General features: G+C 65.9%; 19 protein-coding genes. 7 read left to right on the top strand and 12 right to left on the bottom strand.

The window, feature by feature from the left end; translation table 11 throughout:
- Positions 1-51: 51 nt before the first annotated feature.
- Together IB255_RS16740 and IB255_RS16735 are read left to right on the top strand one after the other, a co-directional pair.
- Positions 52-2,481 carry a penicillin-binding protein 1A gene (locus tag IB255_RS16740; protein WP_081515417.1) on the top strand — a complete coding sequence of 810 codons (2,430 nt, stop codon included), beginning with the start codon at positions 52-54 and terminating at the stop codon, positions 2,479-2,481.
- Positions 2,482-2,657: 176 nt separating this feature from the next.
- Positions 2,658-3,125: a hypothetical protein gene (locus IB255_RS16735; RefSeq protein WP_081515416.1), complete on the top strand. Its 468-nt coding sequence runs from the start codon at positions 2,658-2,660 to the stop codon at positions 3,123-3,125.
- On the opposite strand, the gene IB255_RS16730 is transcribed toward IB255_RS16735, so the two are convergent.
- The 8 genes from IB255_RS16730 to tkt all read right to left on the bottom strand — a co-directional run bounded on the left by IB255_RS16730 (position 3,119) and on the right by tkt (position 11,218).
- A complete protein-coding gene (locus tag IB255_RS16730) occupies positions 3,119-3,613 on the bottom strand; it encodes a YgjP-like metallopeptidase domain-containing protein (protein WP_081515415.1) in 495 nt (164 codons plus the stop codon). The two genes, IB255_RS16735 and IB255_RS16730, sit on opposite strands and share 7 nt — an antisense overlap.
- 49 nt (positions 3,614-3,662) lie before the next feature.
- Positions 3,663-4,433, bottom strand: coding sequence for a class I SAM-dependent methyltransferase (locus IB255_RS16725; protein WP_081515414.1), 771 nt, complete (start codon positions 4,431-4,433; stop codon positions 3,663-3,665).
- Positions 4,434-4,475: 42 nt separating this feature from the next.
- Positions 4,476-4,904, bottom strand: a complete 429-nt coding sequence (locus IB255_RS16720; RefSeq protein WP_081515413.1) for a hypothetical protein — start codon at positions 4,902-4,904, stop codon at positions 4,476-4,478.
- 73 nt (positions 4,905-4,977) lie between these two features.
- On the bottom strand, positions 4,978-6,042 hold the full coding sequence (fba, locus tag IB255_RS16715; protein WP_024764154.1) for a class II fructose-bisphosphate aldolase: 1,065 nt from the start codon (positions 6,040-6,042) through the stop codon (positions 4,978-4,980).
- 120 nt (positions 6,043-6,162) lie between these two features.
- Positions 6,163-6,498, bottom strand: a complete 336-nt coding sequence (locus IB255_RS16710) for an MliC family protein (protein WP_081515412.1) — start codon at positions 6,496-6,498, stop codon at positions 6,163-6,165.
- 424 nt (positions 6,499-6,922) lie between these two features.
- Positions 6,923-8,086 (bottom strand): phosphoglycerate kinase, encoded by a 1,164-nt coding sequence (locus tag IB255_RS16700; protein ID WP_081515410.1) that lies wholly within the window; start codon positions 8,084-8,086, stop codon positions 6,923-6,925.
- A 28-nt stretch (positions 8,087-8,114) separates the two neighbouring features.
- Positions 8,115-9,161, bottom strand: a complete 1,047-nt coding sequence (gene epd, locus IB255_RS16695) for an erythrose-4-phosphate dehydrogenase (protein ID WP_081515409.1) — start codon at positions 9,159-9,161, stop codon at positions 8,115-8,117.
- A 59-nt stretch (positions 9,162-9,220) separates the two neighbouring features.
- Entirely contained in the window at positions 9,221-11,218 is a 1,998-nt protein-coding gene (gene tkt / locus IB255_RS16690) for a transketolase (protein WP_081515408.1), read from the bottom strand.
- A gap of 224 nt (positions 11,219-11,442) precedes the next feature.
- On the opposite strand from tkt, the gene IB255_RS16685 reads away from it, so the two are divergent.
- The 3 genes from IB255_RS16685 (at position 11,443) to ligB (ending at position 15,469) form a co-directional block, all read left to right on the top strand.
- Positions 11,443-12,444 (top strand): ArsR/SmtB family transcription factor, encoded by a 1,002-nt coding sequence (locus tag IB255_RS16685; RefSeq protein WP_192210573.1) that lies wholly within the window; start codon positions 11,443-11,445, stop codon positions 12,442-12,444.
- An 18-nt stretch (positions 12,445-12,462) separates the two neighbouring features.
- Positions 12,463-13,653: a methionine adenosyltransferase gene (gene metK / locus IB255_RS16680; RefSeq protein WP_169935922.1), complete on the top strand. Its 1,191-nt coding sequence runs from the start codon at positions 12,463-12,465 to the stop codon at positions 13,651-13,653.
- Positions 13,654-13,801: 148 nt separating this feature from the next.
- Positions 13,802-15,469, top strand: coding sequence for an NAD-dependent DNA ligase LigB (ligB, locus tag IB255_RS16675; RefSeq protein WP_192210572.1), 1,668 nt, complete (start codon positions 13,802-13,804; stop codon positions 15,467-15,469).
- Positions 15,470-15,474: 5 nt separating this feature from the next.
- On the opposite strand, the gene IB255_RS16670 is transcribed toward ligB, so the two are convergent.
- Complete coding sequence (locus IB255_RS16670) at positions 15,475-16,779, bottom strand: ferric reductase-like transmembrane domain-containing protein (RefSeq protein ID WP_192210571.1); 1,305 nt, start codon at positions 16,777-16,779, stop codon at positions 15,475-15,477.
- 172 nt (positions 16,780-16,951) lie between these two features.
- Here IB255_RS16670 and IB255_RS16665 point away from each other — a divergent pair, with 172 nt between their 5' ends.
- Positions 16,952-17,698, top strand: coding sequence for a metallophosphoesterase (locus IB255_RS16665; protein WP_192210570.1), 747 nt, complete (start codon positions 16,952-16,954; stop codon positions 17,696-17,698).
- Here IB255_RS16665 and IB255_RS16660 read toward each other — a convergent pair.
- Positions 17,695-18,693: an alpha/beta hydrolase family esterase gene (locus IB255_RS16660; RefSeq protein WP_081515402.1), complete on the bottom strand. Its 999-nt coding sequence runs from the start codon at positions 18,691-18,693 to the stop codon at positions 17,695-17,697. The genes IB255_RS16665 and IB255_RS16660 overlap by 4 nt on opposite strands.
- A 163-nt stretch (positions 18,694-18,856) precedes the next feature.
- On the opposite strand from IB255_RS16660, the gene IB255_RS16655 reads away from it, so the two are divergent.
- On the top strand, positions 18,857-19,255 hold the full coding sequence (locus tag IB255_RS16655; RefSeq protein ID WP_081515401.1) for a DUF1090 domain-containing protein: 399 nt from the start codon (positions 18,857-18,859) through the stop codon (positions 19,253-19,255).
- A gap of 67 nt (positions 19,256-19,322) precedes the next feature.
- Here the strand turns inward: IB255_RS16655 and IB255_RS16650 are convergent, their stop codons facing one another.
- Positions 19,323-19,790 (bottom strand): c-type cytochrome, encoded by a 468-nt coding sequence (locus IB255_RS16650; RefSeq protein WP_192210569.1) that lies wholly within the window; start codon positions 19,788-19,790, stop codon positions 19,323-19,325.
- Between the two features lie 144 nt (positions 19,791-19,934).
- Complete coding sequence (locus IB255_RS16645; protein WP_151188562.1) at positions 19,935-20,321, bottom strand: MAPEG family protein; 387 nt, start codon at positions 20,319-20,321, stop codon at positions 19,935-19,937.
- Between the last annotated feature and the right edge of the window lie 51 nt (positions 20,322-20,372).

The raw sequence follows: 20,372 nt of genomic DNA, 5'->3' as shown, positions 1-20,372 counted from the left end.
CGCGCCATCCGCTTAACTCTTTCTTTTCCCTGGAAATCCAAGACCTTCCCGATGCGCCTGCTGAAGTTTCTGTGGTGGACCTGCGTCACCATTATTTGTGGAGTGCTGCTCAGTTTCAGCGGCGCCTATCTGTACCTCAGCCCGAACCTCCCGTCCGTGGAGGCCTTGCGCAACGTGCGGCTGCAGATGCCGCTGCGCGTGTACAGTGCTGATAACAAATTGATAGCAGAGTTTGGCGAGATGCGCCGAACGCCGATTCGATTTGCTGAAATCCCCCCGGATTTCACCCACGCACTGTTATCGGCTGAAGATGACAATTTCGCCAACCATTATGGCGTGGACGTCAAAAGCCTGATGCGTGCTGCCGCGCAATTATTGAAGACCGGGCACATCCAGACCGGTGGCAGCACCATCACCATGCAGGTGGCGAAGAACTACTTCCTCACCAATGAGAGAAGCTTCTCCCGCAAGATCAACGAGATCCTGCTCGCCCTGCAGATCGAGCGCTCGCTCACCAAGGACGAGATCCTCGAGCTCTACGTCAACAAGATCTACCTGGGCAACCGCGCCTACGGCGTCGAAGCCGCCGCCCAGGTCTATTACGGCAAGTCCATCAAGGACCTGAGCCTGGCGCAGATGGCGATGATCGCCGGCCTGCCCAAGGCACCGTCGCGCTATAACCCGCTGGCCAACGCCGCACGCAGCCTGGAGCGTCGCAACTGGATTCTCGAGCGCATGCTCAAGCTCGGCTTCATCGACCAGCCGCGCTATCAGGCCGCTATCCAGGAACCCGTCGGTGCGTCCTACCACGTCCAGACTCCGGAGCTGGCAGCCCCATACATCGCCGAGATGGCCCGCGCCGAACTGGTCGGCCGCTTCGGTGGCGATGCCTACACTGAGGGCTATCGCGTCTACACCACGGTGCGCAGCGACCTGCAGGAAGACGCCAACACCGCCCTGCGCGAAGGTCTTCAGGATTACGACCAGCGGCACGGCTACCGCGGCCCCGAGACGCGCCTCCCGGGCAAGACTCGTGACGCGTGGCGCCAGGCCATCGCGCAGCAGCGCCCGCTGGGCGGCCTGGAACCAGCCATCGTCACCCAGGTCGAGAAGAGCGGCGCCATGGTCATGACCCGCGACGGCAAGGAAGAGGCCCTGAGCTGGGACGGCATGAAGTGGGCTCGCCCCTACCTGAGCAACAACAGCATGGGCCGCATGCCCAGCCAGCCCAGCGATGTGGTGCAGGCCGGCGACGTGATCCGCGTACAACGCAAGGAAGACGGTTCGCTGCGCCTGACCCAGGTGCCGGCCGCGCAGAGCGCCCTGGTCTCGCTCAACCCGCAGGACGGCGCGATCATGGCGCTGGTGGGCGGCTTCTCCTTCGAGCAGAGCAACTACAACCGCGCCACCCAGGCCCGTCGCCAGCCCGGCTCCAGCTTCAAGCCGTTCATCTACAGCTGTGCGCTGGACAACGGCTTCACCGCCGCCTCGCTGATCAACGACGCCCCGGTGGTGTTCTATGACGAGTACCTGGACAAGGTCTGGCGTCCGAAGAACGACACCAACACCTTCCTCGGCCCGATCCCCATGCGCGAGGCGCTCTACAAGTCGCGCAACATGGTATCGATCCGCATCCTCCAAGCCCTGGGCGTCGACCGCGCACGCAACTGCATCAGCAAGTTCGGCCTGAACAAGGACGACCTGCCGCCGAACCTATCCATGGCGCTGGGCACCGCGACCCTGACACCCATGGAGATCGCCAGCGCCTGGACCGTTTTCGCCAACGGCGGCTTCAAGGTCGCGCCCTACATCGTGCAACGCATCGAAAGCCGCGACGGGCAGGTGCTGTACCAGGCCAACCCGCCGAGCATTCCGCAGAACGAAGAACAGGTGCAGGCGCAGCCACAACCGGCCGCCACCGACGCTTTCGGCAACGACGATCCGAGCCAGGCCAAGACCACCATCGAGCCAGCGGCCGCCGAACGCGTCATCGATGCGCGCACCGCGTACATCATGACCAGCATGCTGCAGGACGTGATCAAGCGCGGCACAGGCCGTCGCGCACTGGCGCTCAAGCGCGATGATCTGGCGGGCAAGACCGGCACCACCAACGAGTCCAAGGACGCCTGGTTCTCCGGCTTCAACGCCGACTACATGACCACCGTCTGGGTGGGCTTCGACCAGCCGGAAAGCCTCGGCCGCGCCGAGTACGGCGGCAACGTCGCCCTGCCGATCTGGATGCGCTACATGGGCGCGGCGCTGAAAGACAAGCCGTCGCACCTGCTGCCCGAGCCGCCCGGCCTGGTCAGCCTGCGCATCGACCCGGTCACCGGCCGTGCTGCGCCTCCGGGCACCCCGGGCGCGTACTTCGAACTGTTCAAGAACGAAGATACGCCGCCGTCGATGAACGAACTGGCGCCCGGCAGCGCTCCCGGCAGCGGCATGCCGGCGGATGAAGAAGCGCCAATCGACCTCTTCTGACAGAAAGGCCCCTCCCCGGAGGGGCCTTCTCATTTTCGGGAATCATTCCCGACAAAATTATGGCATTTCGCCAAATCATTGATTAATCTGGGCTTTGCGGCGGCGAACAACCCCAGGCGACCGACCCCATCCGGCGCGTCAGGGGCTTCCCGCAGCAACTTCATCAGGAGTTTCGGATGCCACGCGCCCTGCCAGGCTGGCTGTTCTGCCTGATCGCCCTTCTGCTCGGTGCGCCCTTGTTGCGCCTGCTCGCACAACCCCGCTCGCTCGAACCCTCGCCCGATCTCGTCTATCTCGACCAGTTGTTTGCCCTGCTGATTGCCAGCGCGGGCCTGGCGGGGCTGCTGATCGCCTTCCTGCTGCAACTCGCCGGGAGAATCCTGGTGGCATCGGCCCTGCTGGTGCCGGCAATCGCTCTTTGCGCATGGCACCTCACCCATACCCACCTCGGGCCGGTTTCGCCCACGACGGAGCAGTACGAATGGCTGCTGGCAGGCCTGGCGACCTATGCGCTGGTGCTGGCGGGCGTCAATTGGCTGAACCGGGGCGAGAGCGGCCCGCGCACGGCGCTGCGCTACCTGGGCTTCGCCCTGCTGCTGCCGTGGTGCCTGGGGCTGCTCTACCTGGGGCGGCTGTACTACTGAGGCAGGTCGCGCCAGGTCAGGTAGACACGCAGGTCGAACTCCAGCTGGTGATAGCCGGGCAGCATGTGCTCGCAGAGCTGGTAGAAGGCCTTGCTGTGATCGCGCTCCTTCAGATGCGCCAGTTCGTGGACGACGATCATCTGCAGGAATTCGGGGGCCGCGTCCTTGAACAGCGAGGCGACGCGGATTTCCTTCTTCGCCTTGAGCTTGCCGCCCTGCACGCGGGAGATCGCCGTGTTCAGGCCCAGCGCGCGCTGCACCACGTCCAGCTTGTTGTCGTAGAGCACCTTGTCCACCGCGGGCGCGGTGCGCATGTACTGCTGCTTGAGGTCCATGGCGTAGCCGTACAGCGCCTTGTCGCTCTGCACGTCATGACGACCCGGATAGCGGCGCTCCAGGTACTCGCCGAGGCGGTCCTGCTCGATGAGCTGGCGCACCTGGTCCTGAAGTTGTGGCGGATAGGCCTGGAGATAGCGAAGCGGCTGCATGGGATACGACTGGCGGAGGAAACGTCCGCCAGTCTACCGCATTCCCCGGTCAGGCCAGCGCGCGGGTGCTGTAGGCCTCGGTGCGATAGGGGAAGGCGACTTCGCTGCACCCCTTCAGCGCCGGGTGCGTGGCGATCAGCTCGTGAAGTTGCTCGGCGACCCGCTGCTTCTGCTCGTCGGGCAACGCCGCGATGAAGCTCACCGACAGGGTACGCGCGACAATCACCCGCTCCGGCGGGCCGATGTGCTGGTAGCTGAATTCGCGCAGGCGCAGGTCTTCGAAGCGCGACCCGGCAAAGGCGCGGCGCCACTGCCCGGTGTGGAAGCGCGGCGTGCTGCCTTCGTAGCGTTCGAGAATGCGCGTCACCTGGGCAACCCAGTCGACACGCTCGTCGCGCACATTCCAGACCAGCCCGAGATGGCCGCCCGGTCGCAGCACGCGATGGATTTCCTCCAGCGCCCGCTCGTCGGCGAACCAGTGGAAGGCCTGGGCACAGGTCAGCGCATCGACGCTTTCCGTCACCAGCGGCATCGCCTGGGCCGTGCCGTTGAGCACCTTCACAGCGGGCAAGGAAGCACCGAGCTGCTCCCGCATGGCCGCCACCGGCTCGATGGCCGTGACCTGCGCACCAGTGCGCAGCAACAGGGAAGTGAACTTCCCGGTACCGGCACCGAGGTCGACCACTTCCGTGTCGGCACCTATGCCCAGCTCCTCGCCGAGCCAGCCCAGCAGCTCGTCGGGATAGTCCGGGCGCCCGTGGGCGTAGGCCTTCGCCTCGCGGGAGAAACCTTCCTGCGCACTGCCATGTACATCCGTCATCTTGCCTCCAGAGCCGGTCCGGCCCGCCTCGAGCACCAGCGCTCAGCGGAACCGGCAGGCCTTGCCGTCGAGAGTGGTCTTTCCATCAAGGTAACTACGGTAGCAGCTGAGCAGACGCGATTCCTTGATACGGCAGCGCTTCTGCCGGCACTCGCTGGAGAACTCGAAGCGCCCACCATCCGGATCGGCCAACTGGATGCGGATCGCCGGCCAGCCTTTCTTCGGTGCCTTCTCCGGCGTACTGAGCACGCGGTTCTCGTTTTCCACCAGGGCTGCGCCCGCCTCGGCATAGTCGAAGACGAACAGCAGGGTGCGCGAGGTCTTCAACGTGCATTCCTGGTGAGTCAGGCAGTTCTGCGCGTCCACCGGCAGGTCCACCGGCGGCTTGGAAGGCGGCGCGACAGGCGCGGTCGGGCGCAGCGAGCAACCGGCGAGCGTCAGCAGCAGGACACAAAGCAAGGCACGCAGCATCGGCGATTTCCTTCTGGCAGATACGAAAGAGCCCCGCAGGGCGGGGCTCTTCAGGAACAAGCAGGGCTCGGGATCAGTTGACCTTCGACACCAGCTCACCCTTGGCGTAACGCTGGAACATGCCTTCCAGGGAGATCGGCTTGATCTTCGAGGCATGGCCGGCGGTGCCGAAGGCTTCGTAGCGAGCGATGCAGATATCACGCATGGCGACGATGGTCTTGGCGAAGAACTTGCGCGGGTCGAACTCGCTCGGCTGCTCGGCCATCATGCGGCGGATGGCGCCGGTGGAAGCCAGGCGCAGGTCGGTGTCGATGTTGACCTTGCGCACGCCGTGCTTGATGCCTTCGACGATTTCCTCGACCGGCACGCCGTAGGTTTCCTTGATGTCGCCGCCGAACTCGTTGATCACCTTCAGCCACTCTTGCGGCACCGAGGAGGAGCCGTGCATCACCAGGTGGGTGTTGGGGATGCGCTTGTGGATTTCCTTGATGCGCTCGATGGAGAGCACATCGCCGGTCGGCGGCTTGGTGAACTTGTAGGCGCCGTGGCTGGTGCCGATGGCGATGGCCAGGGCGTCGACCTGGGTCTTCTTGACGAAGTCCGCGGCTTCTTCCGGATCGGTCAGCAGCTGGCTGTGGTCCAGCACGCCTTCGGCGCCAACGCCGTCTTCCTCGCCGGCCATGCCGGTTTCCAGGGAACCCAGGCAGCCCAGCTCACCTTCCACGGACACGCCGCAGGCGTGGGCGAAGGCAACGGTCTGCTGGGTGACGCGGACGTTGTACTCGTAGTCGGCCGGGGTCTTGCCGTCTTCCTTCAGCGAGCCGTCCATCATGACGGAGGAGAAGCCCAGCTGGATGGAGCGCTGGCAGACGTCAGGGCTGGTGCCGTGATCCTGGTGCATGCACACCGGGATGTGCGGGAATTCCTCGATGGCCGCGAGGATCAGGTGGCGCAGGAAGGGCGCACCGGCGTATTTGCGGGCACCAGCGGAGGCCTGCACGATCACCGGGGAATCGGTCTTGTCGGCCGCTTCCATGATGGCGCGCATCTGCTCGAGGTTGTTGACGTTGAAAGCCGGAACGCCGTAGCCGAACTCGGCGGCGTGGTCCAGCATTTGGCGCATGCTGATGAGTGCCATGGTCTTCGCTTCTCCCAGAAGTCAGGCTCGGTCACACGAGCCCCTTAACTACATGTTTGGAAGCCTGCCGCAGGGGCAGGCCGTGTTCAAGTCTTCCGGCGCGAGCCGGACAATCGGCGCTCAGTGCGCCTTGCAACCACGGCCGATCAGGTCGTTGCTCTCGACCCAGTACACCAGGCCCTGGTCACCTTTGATGCTCAAGCCGATCAGCCCGTCGCTATAGAAAGCGCCGGAGCCGCCGGGTTCCTCTTCCAGGTGATGAACCACGTCGTCCTCCCCCAGCTTCAGGTCGACGACCGACTTGCTGGGGTCCACGTAACGCCACCGCACTTCGGCCTTGCTGTCGCAGACCCAGTGGCTCCAACCACCCTGCACAGCGGAGTTGCCGCCTGTCGAGTGACTGGAACAACCCGCCACCAGCGCAAGCGCCAGGGCCGGGACGAGATAACGCAACATCGGGCGACTCTCCTTCGGGCGGACGCGCCGCCGGATATCCAATACGCCAGATTGCCCGTCCCGCCGCAGGAACGCCAGTGCCGCCTGCGCCTGGGCGCGGGCGGCACTGTCAGATCGTGATCCCGGCCGCCAGGCGTTGCCTCAGGGGCAGTTCACCGGTTTCTGCTCGGGCGTCGGATCGCCGCTGCTCTGGCTATCCACCCGTTCGCGGTTCTGGTCCGAAGGCACCATGACCGAAGGCGGGCTCATCACTTCACAGGTACTGGGAGCTCCACCGCTTCCGGCACAGCCGACCAGCACGAGGCAAAACGACAACAGAGGGACGACAGCTCGCATGACCGTTCTCCTTGGCATCCGTACAAGGCTTGTGACCCGGGGATGCCGAAGAGGTTTGCTTTACTGTCGCCCGGCGGTGTCGCCAGGATCAGGCCTTGGCGCGCTGCTCCAGCACTTCCACGGCCGGCAGGACCTTGCCCTCGACGAACTCGAGGAAGGCGCCACCACCGGTGGAAATGTAGGAGATCTGCTCGCCGATGCCGTACTTGTCGATAGCCGCCAGAGTGTCGCCACCGCCGGCGATGCTGAAGGCGGTGCCTTCGGCGATGGCCTTGGCCAGGGTTTTGGTGCCTTCGCCGAACTGGTCGAACTCGAACACGCCGACCGGACCGTTCCACAGGATGGTCTTGGAAGTCTTCAGCAGCTCGGCGAACTGGGCGGCGGTCTTCGGACCGATGTCCAGGATCATGTCATCGTCGGCCACGTCAGCGATGTCTTTGACGGTGGCAACGGCGGTCTCGGCGAACTCCTTGGCAACCACGACGTCCACCGGCAGCGGAACGCTGACTTTGGCGGCGATGGCCTTGGCGGTATCGACCAGGTCGGCCTCGTACAGCGACTTGCCGACCTTGTGGCCCGCCGCAGCGAGGAAGGTGTTGGCGATGCCGCCACCGACGATCAGCTGGTCGCAGATCAGCGCCAGGCTGTTGAGCACGTCGAGCTTGGTGGAAACCTTGGAGCCGGCGACGATGGCAGCCATCGGGCGGGCCGGATTGCCCAGGGCCTTGCCCAGGGCATCCAGTTCGGCGGCCAGCAGCGGGCCGGCCGCGGCGACCTTGGCGAACTTGGCCACGCCGTGGGTCGAACCCTCGGCACGGTGGGCGGTGCCGAAGGCATCCATGACGAACACGTCGCACAGGGCGGCGTATTGCTGGGCCAGCTCGTCGGCGTTCTTCTTCTCGCCCTTGTTGAAGCGCACGTTCTCGAACAGCACGACTTCGCCCGGCTTCACTTCGACGCCGCCCAGGTAGTCCTTGACCAGCGGCACGGCGCGGCCGAGGGCCTTGGACAGATAGTCGGCAACCGGCTGCAGGCTGTTCTCGGCGGAGAACTCACCTTCGGTCGGGCGGCCCAGGTGCGAGCAGACCATCACCGCCGCGCCCTTTTCCAGGGCCAGCTTGATGGTCGGCAGCGAGGCCAGGATGCGCGCGTCGCTCTTGACCACACCGTCCTTCACCGGAACGTTGAGGTCTTCGCGGATCAGCACGCGCTTACCTTGGAGGTCGAGGTCGGTCATCTTCAACACGGTCATGACAGTCAGTCCTGTTGGGGCTGTTTGATTAACGTTCGGTAGCGGCGACCCGCAGGTAGTGCCCTGCGGTGTCGAGCATGCGGTTGGCGAACCCCCACTCGTTGTCGAACCAGGCCAGCACGTTCACCAGGCGGGGGCCGGAAACGCGGGTCTGGCTGCCATCGACGATGGCCGAGTGCGGGTCGTGATTGAAATCGCAGCTGGCGTGGGGCAGCTCGGTGTACGCCAGCAGGCCTTTCAGCGGGCCTTCGGTGGCAGCCTGGCGCAGCACGCGGTTGATCTCCTCGGCGGACGTATCGCGGGAGACCTGCAGGGTGATGTCCAGGGCCGAGACGTTCACCGTCGGCACCCGAATGGCTTTGGCCTGGATTCGCCCGGCGAGTTCCGGCAGCAGGCGCTCGATGCCTCGTGCCAGCCCGGTGGACACCGGGATCACCGACTGGAAGGCCGAGCGCGTGCGGCGCAGATCTTCGTGGTGGTAGGCGTCGATCACCGGCTGGTCGTTCATCGCCGAGTGAATGGTGGTGATCGAGACGTACTCGATGCCCACGGCTTCGTTCAGCAACTTGAGCAACGGCACGCTGCAGTTGGTGGTGCAGGAGGCGTTGGACACCAGCGTCTCGGCGCCCGAGAGACCCTGCTGGTTGATGCCGAAGACCACGGTGGCATCGATGTCCACCTCGCTGGCCATCGGCTGGGAGAACAGCACCCGCGGCGCACCGGCACCGAGGAAGCGCTCGCCGTCGGCGCGGGTGTTGTAGACACCGGAGCATTCCAGCACCAGGTCGATGTCCAGGGCGCGCCAGTCGATGGCCTCGGGTTCGGCTTCGCGGAATACCTTCACGCAGTCGCCGCCCACATGCAGGCAGCCGTCGGCCACACTCACCTCGCCGGGAAAGCGGCCGTGGGTGGAGTCGAAGCGGGTCAGGTACTCCAGGCTGGCCAGGTCCGCCAGGTCGTTCAGCGCGACGATGGAGAAATCAGCCTTGGCGCCGCGTTCGTGCAGAGCACGGAACACGCAGCGGCCGATACGGCCGTAACCGTTGAGGGCAACTCGGTAAGGGCGCTTGGACATTGTTATCCCTTGGTGTTCGCTGCCGGGGCCTGATGGGCCCCGGCAGGCTCAGGCGCTCGTCAGGCTTCGAGCAGCTCGGCGGCGACTTCCAGCACGTTCTCGACGGTGAAGCCGAAGTGCTCGAACAGCGCCGGGGCCGGGGCCGACTCACCGAAGGTGGTCATGCCGATGACACGGCCTTCCAGGCCGACGTACTTGTACCAGTAGTCGGCGTGGGCAGCTTCGATGGCGATGCGCGCAGCGACCTGGACCGGCAGCACGGCCTGCTTGTAGCCGGCGTCCTGCTGGTCGAAGACGCTGGTGGACGGCATGGAGACCACGCGCACCTTGCGGCCTTCGGCGCTCAGCTTGTCGAACGCCTGGACGGCCAGGCCGACTTCGGAGCCGGTGGCGATCAGGATCAGTTCCGGCTCGCCGTCGCAGTCCTTCAGCACGTAGGCGCCACGCGCCACGTCGGCCAGCTGGGCGGCGTCGCGCGGCTGGTGCGGCAGGTTCTGGCGGCTGAAGATCAGCGCGGACGGACCGTCGGCACGCTCGATGGCGTACTTCCAGGCCACCGCGGATTCCACGGCGTCGGCCGGGCGCCAGGTGTCCAGGTTCGGGGTCAGGCGCAGGCTGGCCAGCTGCTCGATCGGCTGGTGGGTCGGGCCGTCTTCGCCCAGACCGATGGAGTCGTGGGTGAACACATAGAGCACGCGCTGCTTCATCAGGGCGGACATGCGCACTGCGTTGCGGGCGTATTCCATGAAGATCAGGAAGGTCGCGCCGTAGGGGATGAAGCCGCCGTGCAGGGCCACGCCGTTCATGATGGCGCTCATGCCGAACTCGCGCACGCCGTAGAACATGTAGTTGCCGTTGGCGTCGTCGGCGCTCACACCCTTGCAGCCTTTCCACAGGGTCAGGTTGGAGCCGGCAAGGTCGGCGGAGCCGCCCAGCAGTTCCGGCAGCAGCGGGCCGAAGGCGTTCAGGGCGTTCTGGCTGGCCTTGCGGCTGGCGATGGTCTCGCCTTTCAGGGCGACGTCGGCGACATAGGCAGCGGCCTTCTCGGCGAAGTCGGCCGGCAGTTCACCGGCAACACGGCGCTCGAACTCGGCGGCCAGTTCCGGGTGCGCAGCCTGGTAGGCGGCGAAACGCTTGTTCCACTCGGCTTCGCGGGTGGCGCCGGTGTCCTTGGCGCTCCACTCGGCGTAGATATCCGCCGGGACTTCGAACGGCGCGTGGTTCCAGCCCAGCGCGGCGCGGGTGGCGGCCACTTCGTCGACGCCCAGGGCGGCGCCATGGCTCTCTTCCTTGCCCTGCTTGTTCGGCGAGCCGAAGCCGATGATGGTCTTGCAGCAGATCAGGGTCGGCACGTCGCTCTTGCGGGCGGTCTCGATGGCGGTCTTGATCTCGTCGGCGTCATGCCCGTCGACATTGCGGATCACCTGCCAGCCGTAGGCTTCGAAGCGCTTGGGGGTGTCGTCGGTGAACCAGCCGTGGACTTCGCCATCGATGGAGATGCCGTTGTCGTCGTAGAAGGCGACCAGCTTGTTCAGGCGCAGGGTGCCGGCCAGCGAAGCGACTTCATGGGAGATGCCCTCCATCATGCAGCCGTCGCCCAGGAAGGCGTAGGTGTAGTGGTCGACGATGCTGTGGCCGTCACGGTTGAACTGGGCGGCCAGCACCTTCTCGGCCAGCGCCATGCCCACGGCATTGGCGATGCCCTGGCCCAGCGGGCCGGTGGTGGTCTCGACGCCGGCGGTGTAGCCGTATTCCGGGTGACCCGGCGTGCGCGAGTGCATCTGGCGGAAGTTCTTCAGGTCATCGACGGTGACGTCGTAGCCGGTGAGGTGCAGCAGCGAGTAGATCAGCATCGAGCCGTGGCCGTTGGACAGCACGAAGCGGTCACGGTCAGCCCACTGCGGGTTGCTCGGGTTGTGCTTGAGGAAGTCGCGCCAGAGGACTTCGGCGATATCCGCCATGCCCATGGGGGCGCCGGGATGGCCGCTGTTGGCTTTCTGCACGGCATCCATGCTCAGTGCGCGGATGGCGTTGGCTCGCTCACGACGGCTGGGCATCGCTAATCTCCTGCGGGGGCTGCTTCGAAAGATCGAAGGGAATGAAAAAAGGCCGGTATTTTCGCCCAGCCGGGCCCCGCGGGGCAATGACAGATCGGCAGATGCCTGATGCAAGGCACGCGCCTGGGTCATCCAGCTGGTCAAAAACCGCTCATCCATCAATATCAAAATTTTTTGATACAGCTATTGCCCACCCCGTAAGCCACGACTAGACTGCCCGACCTATGAGTCTGCGCCTGCCCGAAATCCGCCACGACGATTGCGACCAGCTGGCTGCCCTGTGCAAGGCCGGCGGCGATCCGCTGCGGCTGAATGTCCTGCGGGTGCTGGCCAACGATTCGTTCGGCGTGCTGGAGCTGGCGCATATCTTCGGCGTCCGCCAGTCGGGCATGAGCCACCACCTGAAGGTGCTGTCCCAGGCCGGCCTGGTCGCCACCCGCCGCGAAGGCAACGCGATCTTCTATCGCCGCGCCCTGCCCCAGGGCGAAAGCCTGGGCGGCACGCTGCACGGTGCGCTGCTCGAAGAAGTGGACGAACTGGCACTGGCCGATGACGTCAGCGCCCGCATCGATGGCGTACACGCCCAGCGTGCCGCCGTCAGCCGTGATTTCTTCGCCCGCAGCGCGGAGAAGTTCCAGGCGACCCAGGACCTGATCGCAGGACTGCCGCAATACCGCGAAAGCGTGCTGGCGCTGCTAGATGCCCTGAGCTTCGCCCCCGGCGCCACGGCGCTGGAAGTCGGCCCCGGCGACGGCGGATTCCTCCCCGAGCTGGCCCGACGCTTCAACCACGTCACGGCGCTGGACAACAGCCAGACCATGCTCGACATGGCGCGGCAACGCTGCGCCAGCGAAGGTTTGAACAATGTCCGGCTGCGGCTGGGCGATGCCCTGCAGGACGTCGACGACGCGGCGGACTGCGTGGTGCTGAACATGGTGCTGCACCACTTCGCCGCACCGGCGGAGGCCGTGAAGCAGCTGGCCCACCTGGTGAAACCCGGTGGCAGCCTGCTGGTGACCGAACTCTGCAGCCACGACCAGAGCTGGGCCCGAGAGGCCTGTGGTGATCTCTGGCTGGGGTTCGAACAGGAAGACCTGGCCCTCTGGGCCGACGCCGCCGGGCTCGCGTCTGGCGAAAGTGTTTACATCGGTTTACGTAATGGCTTTCAGATCCAGGTACGGCACTTCGCCAAACCGGATTCGCGAAGCGTCCTCACCCACCGGTAATTGAATGGGAACCGTTAGATGAGCGAATACTCTGTTTTCACCTCCGAATCCGTCTCCGAAGGCCATCCGGACAAGATCGCTGACCAGATTTCCGATGCGGTGCTCGACGCCATCATCGCCAAGGACAAATACGCCCGCGTGGCCTGCGAAACCCTGGTGAAGACCGGTGTCGCGATCATCGCCGGTGAAGTCACCACCTCCGCCTGGGTCGACCTGGAAGAGCTGGTGCGCAAGGTCATCATCGACATTGGCTACAACAGCTCCGACGTCGGCTTCGACGGCGCCACCTGCGGCGTACTGAACATCATCGGCAAGCAGTCGGTGGACATCAACCAGGGCGTCGACCGCGCCAAGCCGGAAGACCAGGGCGCTGGCGACCAGGGCCTGATGTTCGGCTATGCCAGCAACGAAACCGACGTGCTGATGCCCGCGCCGATCTGCTTCTCCCACCGTCTGGTGGAGCGTCAGGCCGAGGCCCGCAAATCCGGCCTGCTGCCGTGGCTGCGCCCGGACGCCAAGTCCCAGGTCACCTGCCGCTACGAAGGTGGCAAGGTCGTCGGCATCGACGCCATCGTCCTGTCCACCCAGCACAACCCGGAAGTCAGCTACAAGGACCTGCGCGAAGGCGTGATGGAGCTGATCATCAAGCAGGTGCTGCCGGCCGAGCTGCTGCACAAGGACACCCAGTTCCACATCAACCCGACCGGCAACTTCGTGATCGGCGGCCCGGTGGGCGACTGCGGCCTGACCGGCCGCAAGATCATCGTCGACTCCTACGGCGGCATGGCCCGTCACGGCGGCGGCGCGTTCTCCGGCAAGGACCCGTCCAAGGTCGACCGTTCCGCTGCCTACGCCGGTCGCTATGTGGCCAAGAACATCGTTGCCGCCGGCCTGGCCGAGCGCTGCGAAATCCAGGTGTCCTACGCCATCGGCGTGGCCCAGCCGACTTCCATCTCGATCAACACCTTCGGCACCGGCAAGATCAGCGATGACAAGATCATCCAGCTGGTCCGCGAGCACTTCGACCTGCGTCCGTACGCGATCACCAAGATGCTCGACCTGCTGCACCCGATGTACCAGCCGACCGCGGCCTACGGCCACTTCGGTCGCAACCCGTTCGAAATGACCTACGGTGACGACACCTTCACCGCCTTCACCTGGGAGCGCACCGACAAGGCTGCCGCCCTGCGTGATGCCGCCGGCCTGTAAGACCCGGTAGCAGGAAAAGCCCCGCCTCGGCGGGGCTTTTTCGTTTCCGCGCTCCCACAAACCCTCGCGAAGAATCCACAGCCATCCCAGCGCCGAGTGCTGCGTCCCAGTCCTAGCCTTGCGGGTTTCCGCTGCCCGGACGCTCGCCATGCTTCGCCTTGCCCTCGCCCTTCTGCTGCTCCCTCCCCTTCTCGCCCATGCCTGCCCCGACTGGCCGGCCGAGCAGGCACCCCGGCAGATCGACGCGCTCCGCGCACAGCTGCGGCAGTGGGATGACAACTACCACCGAGACGGCCAATCACCGGTCGCCGATGAACTCTACGACCAGTCCCGCGAGCGCCTGCGCCAATGGCAGGCGTGCTTCCCGCAAGCCTCTGCCACCCCCGAATCACCGCTGGCCAGCAGCGCCGGGGCGGTTCGCCACCCCTTCGTCCACACAGGCCTCGACAAGCTTCCCGACGCCTCGGCCGTGGGCACCTGGCTGGCAAACCGCAGCGATCTCTGGGTGCAGCCCAAAGTCGACGGCGTGGCGGTCACGCTCGTCTACCGCAACGGCAGGTTTGCCCAGGCGATCAGCCGCGGCGACGGCACCCGCGGGCAGGACTGGACCGCCAATGCGCAGCGGATTCCCGCAATCCCCAAGGAATTGCCCGGCACGGGCGGCGAATGGGTGCTGCAAGGCGAGTTGTACTGGCACCTTCCGCAGCATGTGCAAGCGCTGAAGGGTGGCGCGGGTGCGCGCGGCAAGGTCGCCGGGCTGATGGCACGCAAGGAGCTTGGCGACGAAGGCACGCAAATCGGCCTGTTCGTCTGGGAGCTGCCGGACGGCCCGCTGGAGATGCCCGGGCGCCTGGCACGCCTGCGCCAGATGGGGTTCGGCGACAGCGCCGAGCTGACCGAGGCGGTGGCAGGGCAGCCGGAAATCGAAGCCTGGCGCGAACGCTGGTATCGCCAGCCCCTGCCGTTCGCCAGCGACGGCATCGTCATTCGCCAGGGCCGCCGGCCGCCGGGCAAGGCCTGGAGCGCACAGGCGCCGGGCTGGGCGGTGGCCTGGAAGTACCCGCATCAACAGGCACTGGCCGAGGTGCGGCGCGTGGAGTTCAAGGTCGGTCGCAGCGGGCGGGTGACGCCGCTGCTGCATCTCGCTCCCGTGGAACTGGATGGGCGGACCATCCAGCGGGTCGCCGCCGGCTCGCTCAAGCGCTGGCGCAGCCTCGATATCCGGCCCGGTGATCAGGTCGCCATCGCCCTTGCCGGGCTGACCATCCCCCGCCTCGACGGCGTGGTCTGGCGCTCGCCGATTCGCTCCGAACTGGCTGTACCCACGGACGAGCAGTTCAACGCCCTCTCCTGCTGGCAACCCACGGAGGGCTGCACGGAGCAATTCCTTGCCCGCCTGCAATGGCTGAGCGGCAAGAGCGGCCTGGAACTCTCGGGCGTCGGTCCCGGCACCTGGCGGCGCCTGCACGAGGCCGGCCTGCTGGCGGGACTGCTCGACTGGATGGTTCTGACGCCGGAGCAATTGAGCCAGGTGCCCGGCCTGGGCGAGCGCAGCGCCGCCAACCTGCACCAGCAGTTCCAGCTGGCACGACAGCGCTCGTTCGCCGTCTGGCTGCGCGCTCTCGGCACGCCCCTCCCGAATGCCTATCCGGCGGCAGAAAACTGGTCTGCCCTGGCCGCCCGCAGCGCGCCTCAGTGGCAGGAGCAACCGGGCATCGGAAAGGTCCGCGCGGCGCAACTGGAAGCCTTCTTCAGAGCACCGGAAGTCCTGCAACTGCGCGGGCAGTTGCAGGACCTCGGTGTCGCCGGTTTCTGAGCGCCTCAGCGCATCTGGAAGGCTTCCTGGTGGAAGCGGCTGCCCGGCATGCCTTGCCGGCGCAGGTCACGGCGCAGCAGTTCGGCCAGTGCCTGCGGGCCGCAGAACCAGACGCTCGGCCAGCGACCCTGCGCTCCGGGCTGCAGGCCCAGGTCCGCCGCCTGCAGGTAGCCTTCGCTTTCGCTGTAATGCACGCGCAGATCAATGCGTGGCAACTTCGCGCACAGCTCGCGCAGGCGCCCGGCGTAGATGGCGTCGGACGGTGAGCGTACGCAATACAGCAGCGTTACTTCCGGACAGTCCTCCGGCCGCGCCTGCAGCGACTCGAGCCAGGCCAGGAAGGGCGTGATGCCGATACCACCGGCGATCCACACCTGCCGCTCGCCCTTGTCACGACGGAAGTCGAAGCGGCCGTAGGGCCCTTCCACCTTCACCGGATCACCGATCTTCAGAGCATCCTGAAGGCGCTGTGTGTAGTCCCCGAGCGCCTTGATGCTGAAGCGCACCTCGCCATTGCCCAGATCGCTGCAGGAAAGGGTGAAGGGATGCTGTCCCTCCAGGCGATCACAGGTGAGGAAAGCGAACTGACCGGCGCGATGCTGCCAGCGCCCCTGCAGCCTGCAGGTGACTTCCAGCATGCGCTCGCCGGGGCGCTCAATAGCGACCACGACACCTTCATGGGTACGCCGACGGCCGATCTGCCCGGTGAGCGACCAGAGCGCGCAGAGGCTGCCCACCACGGCGCAGAACGCCACCAGCCAGCCCACCGGCTGCGTCCAGTAACCCGCCGGCGCCAGCACCACGCCATGGAAGGCGAGCACCAGGTAGACCACCGCGAGGGTTTTGTGGACGTAGCGCCACAGGTGGTACGGGAAGCGTTGCCAGAGGGTGATGACCAGCATCGCCGCCAGCAGCCAGGCCGACCACTCGCCCAGGTCCTTGGCCGAGCCGCGGAACACGTCGAGGAAGGTCTCCACCCGCGGCCCCTTGGCCGGCTTGGCGATGAACTCGGCGAGCAGCGGCCCGCCCAGTTCCATCAGGTAGTGCGCCAGGCCCAGCACGATGGCCAGGATGCCCGCCCACTTGTGCGCGCGGTACATGCGGTCGAGGCCGTCCAGCGGCTTTTCCAGCCAGACCGGGCGCACCGCCAGCAGCATGATCAGCGACATCAGCGCGAAGGACGCGACGCCGGTAAAGAGAATGGCCTGCTTGCGCAGGACCCAGATGTCCAGGGTAGCCGGCGGGTCGAAGAACAGCGCCAGGCCAAAGGTAGCCGCAACGGCCAGCAGTACGATCCAGATGAGTTTCATGAGTCCTCCTTGGGGCGCCAAAGCAGCGAGCCCAAGCGGAAGCTGAAGGAATCTTCTGAATCATCCCTTAATTTCGAAAGGTCTTTAGGCAGACACCCGCGATGCCATGACCCATGTCAAACGCATCGCCCTTCGTTATGCTCGGCATATTCCTAAATACCAGTTTCACACCATGCGCCTGCGAATCCTGTCCGACCTCCACCACGAATACTTCCCCAACAGCCGCCGCGAACTGCCGCAGGCGGCCGCGGATGTCGTCGTGCTGGCCGGGGATATTCACGAGCACCTGCAGGGCCTGCACTGGGCGCGGGAGGAATTCCCGTACAGCGACATCATCTACGTCGCCGGCAACCACGAGTTCTACCACTCCGACCTGCCCGAACTGACCCAGGCCATGCGCAACCTGGCCCGCGCGCTGGATATCCACTTCCTCGAGAAGGATGCGGTGACCCTCGGCGGCGTGCGCTTCCTCGGCACCACGTTGTGGACGGACTTCCAGCTCTACGGCGAACGCGCGTCGGAACTGGCCTGTGAGCAGGCGCAGTTGCTGATGCCTGATTTCAACACGGTGGATTACTTCACCCAGCCCTTCACTCCCGAGATGAGTCGCGAGCTCTGCGGCGCCAGCTGCGAATGGCTGGCGGCGGAGCTGGATCAACCCTTCGCCGGCCCGACGGTGGTGGTGACGCACCACGCGCCCAGCGCTCGCTCCATTCCCTCGCACTATGTCGGCGACGCCCTGTCGCCCGCCTTCGCCTCGAACCTGGAAGCCCTGGCCGAACGCTGCGACCTGTGGATTCACGGACACGTGCACGAGTGCCTGGATTATCGGGTCGGCCGGGGTCGGATCATCGCCAACCCCGGCGCCTACCCCGGCGAGGACAGCGGCTTCGATCCCTGTCGGGTGATCGAACTCTAGAACGGCGGCTCGATGCGTGGCGGCTCGTCAGGTGACAGCTCGCTGAAGAAGCGCCAGATCTCAGCCGGCCCGTCCAGTTGCGGGTCGACTCGGCCAAGCAGGCGCGGCGGTCGGTACAGCGGCTGCGAAATCAGATGGCCGCCGCCGAACACTGTCACCAATTCCACGGGCGGCCCGTCGCCGGCAGCCCAGCGCTGCCGCTGCGTCCACACCGGGCCCGGCTGGGTCAGCTTGTCCACCTGCGGCTCGCCGCCCTGGCCATTGCGCCGCGCCAGCGCGAGGGCAGAGTCCTCGGCGGAAAGCACGGTGCCGCGATCGCCGAAGCCGAACAGCGTGACCCGGCCACCCGCGTAGGGATTGATCGGGTCACGCGTACCATTCATCAACAGCGCGGCCTTGGGCTGTTCGGCAGGACGGCAGGCGTCGTTGCCGGCGCCCGGCAGGCTGGCAGCCACGGCGGCGACGCCATCGACCTTGTCCGGCGCCTCGGCGGCCAGGCGCAGGGCCATCTGCCCACCGTTGGAGTAGCCGGTGACGAATACCCGAGCCGGATCGACGCCGCGCTCGCGCTGCAGGCTTTCGATCATCTGCGAGAGGAAGCCGACGTCGTCGATGTTCAGGCGCCGCGCGCTGTAGGAGGCCACCCGCCGACAGTCGTTCCAGTGCCCTTCGAAACCATCGGGATAGAGCACCAGGAAACCATCGCGATCGGCCAGGGCATCAAAGCGGTAGCCGCTGTCGCGGCGCATGCGCTCGCCGTTGCTCTGCGAGCTGTGCAGAACCACCAGCAGCGCCGGGCGCTCGGCCAGTTTCTGCGGCACGTAGAGGACATAGCTGCGGCGCCGTTCGCCCTGGCGCACCGAGGCATCCTCGCTGCTGCCGGTCAGCACCGGCTGCAGCTTCAGCTCACCGGGCACGTACCACCAGCCGCCCACCAGCAGCGCCAGCACCAGCAGCGCGATGAGTGCCTGCACGATCCGCATCGCCACCCGCATACCGCCTCTCCTTGCCCGCCTGGCGGGCCTTGCGAGTCCCGGCTTTCTCCTGGGCAATCGAACGGGGGCGATTGTCCTGGGGCAGCCCCTCGCCGCGCCGTCCATGGCAAACTCTAGCCGTTGACTCCAACGTCATAGTGTTTGGTAACCAAGGACTCCGAAAATGTTCCGAAGCTCTGCCCTGATGGCCGCCGTTCTCGCCCTCGGCTGCGCAAACCCGCTGTTTGCCGCCGATGCCGCCAAGCAACCGCTGACCGGCTGCGCAGCCAAGCGTGCCGCCATCGAAACCCAGCTCGAGCAGGCCAAGGCCCAGGGCAACGGCAACCGCGTCGCCGGCCTGCAGACCGCGCTGGAGAAGGTGAAGACCTACTGCACCGACGCCAGCCTCACGCAGGAGCGCAAGCAGAACGTGCTGGATGCCGAGAAGGAAGTCGCCCAGCGCGAAAAGGACCTGCGCAAGGCGATGAACAAGGGCGACGCGGAGAAGATCGAGAAGCGCAAGGACAAGCTGGCCGAAGCCCGCGCCGAACTGGAGCAGGCCAAGCGCGAGCTGGAAGAGTAAAGCCCTGCTTGGCGGGTCACGCTGACTGCAGGAGCGAGCTTGCTCGCTCCTGCAAAGGACTACGGCGTTAGAGCGCGCGGAATTTCTTGTGGCAGGCTTCGCAGGCGTCTTCCACCGCGGCGAAGTCCTTGCGCACGCCCTCGGGCGTCGGCGTGGCATTGCGGGTGTTCTCGCCCAGCGCGTGGACGGCCTGCTGGAAGGTCTTGGCGTCGGCCTGGAACTCCAGCTGGCGCTGCCAGATTTCCGCCTTGGCGCGGGTATCGTCGCTTTCCACCTTGTCAGCCGGCGGCTGGGTAGTGGGGAAATACTGCCAGGGCTTGTCGGCCAGTTCGCCGAGCTTGGTCGAGTTCGCGCGGAACTTGTCCGCATCGAAGGGGATGCGTCCGCGCAGCATGCCGCCCATGTCCTCGCTGGTCTTGAGCATCTCCTTGAACACCGCCTGGCGCTTGTACTCCGGCGAGTTGGGGTCCAAGCGATGGCAGCCGGCGAGCGCCGTGCCGGCGAGCAGCAGAACGAGCAGGGTCTTCAACTTCATGGGGGACTCTTGTAGGACGGCTATTCACGGAAGCGCCGGATTATCCGCCCCGATGTCCGAATGTTCCAGACCACGCCCAAGCAGCTGCGGCCATCCGCCGCAGCCGTGCGCCTTTCGTTCAGCCGCCGTTCAGGCGCGCACAGGTCAGGCCGAAACGACGAAGATCGCGATGATCAGGCCCATGCCGAGGAACCAGACCAGCGAACGCAGCAGCGCCAGGTCCGCGACGTAGAAGATCAGGTAGAGCAGACGGCTGGTGACCCAGGCGATGGCCAGGCGGTCGATGGTGGCGGGTTCGGCGTTGTTCACCACGTAGGCGATGATCACCGCCGCGGCGAAGGCCGGGGTGACCTCGAAGCTGTTCATCTGGAAGGCGTTGGCGCGCTTGCGGTAGCCCTCCAGGGTGGCGAGGAAGGTACGCGGGTCGTGGTTCTGCCGGGGGCCGAAACCACCGCCGGTGAACTTGGCGAGGCTGGTGCCGACGTAGGGCAGGAAGATCGCGATCAGGACGCACCAGAAGGCAATGGGCATGGGAAGAATCTCGTCGAGGGGAAAGCGCGCAGCTTAGGTCATCGCCGCACG

It is taken from the genome of Pseudomonas sp. PDM22 (assembly GCF_014851965.1).
In the GTDB taxonomy this organism is placed as follows: Bacteria; Pseudomonadota; Gammaproteobacteria; order Pseudomonadales; family Pseudomonadaceae; genus Pseudomonas.
This window is presented reverse-complemented; position numbering and strand designations above follow the sequence as displayed.

Bases quoted from the DNA above. Each gene is read 5' to 3' on its own strand.
- IB255_RS16740 (WP_081515417.1), top strand. From the start codon at position 52: ATGCGCCTGCTGAAGTTTCTGTGGTGGACCTGCGTCACCATTATTTGT.
- IB255_RS16735 (WP_081515416.1), top strand. From the start codon at position 2,658: ATGCCACGCGCCCTGCCAGGCTGGCTGTTCTGCCTGATCGCCCTTCTG.
- IB255_RS16730 (WP_081515415.1), bottom strand. From the start codon at position 3,613: ATGCAGCCGCTTCGCTATCTCCAGGCCTATCCGCCACAACTTCAGGAC.
- IB255_RS16725 (WP_081515414.1), bottom strand. From the start codon at position 4,433: ATGACGGATGTACATGGCAGTGCGCAGGAAGGTTTCTCCCGCGAGGCG.
- IB255_RS16720 (WP_081515413.1), bottom strand. From the start codon at position 4,904: ATGCTGCGTGCCTTGCTTTGTGTCCTGCTGCTGACGCTCGCCGGTTGC.
- fba (WP_024764154.1), bottom strand. From the start codon at position 6,042: ATGGCACTCATCAGCATGCGCCAAATGCTGGACCACGCCGCCGAGTTC.
- IB255_RS16710 (WP_081515412.1), bottom strand. From the start codon at position 6,498: ATGTTGCGTTATCTCGTCCCGGCCCTGGCGCTTGCGCTGGTGGCGGGT.
- IB255_RS16700 (WP_081515410.1), bottom strand. From the start codon at position 8,086: ATGACCGTGTTGAAGATGACCGACCTCGACCTCCAAGGTAAGCGCGTG.
- epd (WP_081515409.1), bottom strand. From the start codon at position 9,161: ATGTCCAAGCGCCCTTACCGAGTTGCCCTCAACGGTTACGGCCGTATC.
- tkt (WP_081515408.1), bottom strand. From the start codon at position 11,218: ATGCCCAGCCGTCGTGAGCGAGCCAACGCCATCCGCGCACTGAGCATG.
- IB255_RS16685 (WP_192210573.1), top strand. From the start codon at position 11,443: ATGAGTCTGCGCCTGCCCGAAATCCGCCACGACGATTGCGACCAGCTG.
- metK (WP_169935922.1), top strand. From the start codon at position 12,463: ATGAGCGAATACTCTGTTTTCACCTCCGAATCCGTCTCCGAAGGCCAT.
- ligB (WP_192210572.1), top strand. From the start codon at position 13,802: ATGCTTCGCCTTGCCCTCGCCCTTCTGCTGCTCCCTCCCCTTCTCGCC.
- IB255_RS16670 (WP_192210571.1), bottom strand. From the start codon at position 16,779: ATGAAACTCATCTGGATCGTACTGCTGGCCGTTGCGGCTACCTTTGGC.
- IB255_RS16665 (WP_192210570.1), top strand. From the start codon at position 16,952: ATGCGCCTGCGAATCCTGTCCGACCTCCACCACGAATACTTCCCCAAC.
- IB255_RS16660 (WP_081515402.1), bottom strand. From the start codon at position 18,693: ATGCGGGTGGCGATGCGGATCGTGCAGGCACTCATCGCGCTGCTGGTG.
- IB255_RS16655 (WP_081515401.1), top strand. From the start codon at position 18,857: ATGTTCCGAAGCTCTGCCCTGATGGCCGCCGTTCTCGCCCTCGGCTGC.
- IB255_RS16650 (WP_192210569.1), bottom strand. From the start codon at position 19,790: ATGAAGTTGAAGACCCTGCTCGTTCTGCTGCTCGCCGGCACGGCGCTC.
- IB255_RS16645 (WP_151188562.1), bottom strand. From the start codon at position 20,321: ATGCCCATTGCCTTCTGGTGCGTCCTGATCGCGATCTTCCTGCCCTAC.